This is a genomic window from Acinetobacter sp. GRABPA_MV_2, from assembly GCF_056725885.1.
Genome location: NZ_JBWZNA010000054.1, coordinates 1 through 1,464 on the forward strand (window position 1 = coordinate 1; position 1,464 = coordinate 1,464).

Sequence of the window (1,464 nt, forward strand, 5' to 3'; positions counted from 1 at the left end):
TGCCCAGAACGGATGATGTAATCAAACGCAGAGAGTGATGCTTTAGCACCTTCACCTGTAGCAATAATGATTTGCTTGTAAGGTACAGTGGTACAGTCACCGGCAGCAAATACACCTTGAACATTGGTTTCGTTGCGGTCATTCACAATAATCTCGCCACGGTTGGTTAACTCAACCTCACTGTCTTTCAAGAAGTCAGTGTTTGGCAATAAACCAATCTGGACAAAGATCCCAGCAAGCTCGACCACATGCTCTTCATCAGTCGCACGGTCTTTATATTTAAGACCAGTCACTTGTGATCCGTCACCTAACACTTCTGTACTTAAGGCATTCATAATCACCGTTGTGTTTGGCAAGCTATGCAATTTGTTTTGCAAGACTTGGTCTGCACGAAGTTTGGTATCGAATTCAACCAGAGTTACATGCTCAACAATCCCTGCAAGATCAATTGCAGCTTCTACGCCTGAGTTACCACCACCAATCACAGCAACACGTTTACCTTTGAACAATGGACCATCACAGTGTGGGCAGTAGGCAACACCACGGGTACGGTATTCTTGCTCACCCGGTACATTCATCTCTCTCCAACGTGCACCTGTTGAAAGGATCACAGTTTTTGATTCAAGTTTGGCGCCGTTTTCAAGTTCAACCGCAACCAGACCGTTTTCAGTTTGGTTTGCACCTGTGATTTTGCTGACACGTTGCAGGTTCATGATATCGACATCGTATTCACGGACATGTGCTTCCATCTCGGCAGCAAACTTAGGACCTTGAGTCTTTTGCACAGACGTGAAGTTTTCAATGTCCATGGTGTCCATCACCTGACCACCAAAGCGTTCAGCCACGATACCTGTGTTAATACCTTTACGTGCAGCATAGATTGCAGCTGTTGCACCTGCAGGGCCACCACCAATCACCAACACATCAAAAGCATCTTTGGCATTCAGTGCTGCTGCATCTTTTTCAGCTGAGTTGGTATCAAGTTTTGCCACAATCTCTTCAAGGGTCATACGACCTTGACCAATGTGTTCATTGTCTTGGAATACCATTGGTACAGCCATGATTTTGCGTTGTTCCACTTCGTCTTGGAAGAATGAACCGTCAATCATGGTTGCTGTAGTGTTCGGGTTATAAATCGCAATCAGGTTAAGCGCCTGTACCACATCCGGACAGTTATGACAGCTGAGTGATACAAACACATCAAAGTTGGCTTTGAGGTTTAAACCTTTAATCTGGTTAAGCACTTCATCCGACACTTTAGGTGCATAGCCAGACACCTGTAACAGCGCCAAGATCAAAGACGTAAACTCATGGCCCATTGGTAAGCCTGCAAAGAACACACGAGGCTGTTCACCTGCTTTAGCCACACCAAAGCTTGGACGACGTGTATTGTTACCGTCAAAACGGGCAGTCACTTTGTCAGAAAGCTCAGCGATTTCACTCACCAGTTCTTTAATTTGAGCA

At 45.4% G+C, this 1,464-nt stretch carries 1 protein-coding gene; it reads right to left on the reverse strand.

All coding sequences use genetic code 11. The features are described 5' to 3' along the window. Positions 1-1,464 (reverse strand): alkyl hydroperoxide reductase subunit F (gene ahpF, locus ACXM0J_RS18740; protein ID WP_479750737.1); only part of this gene is annotated, 1,464 nt, incomplete at both ends.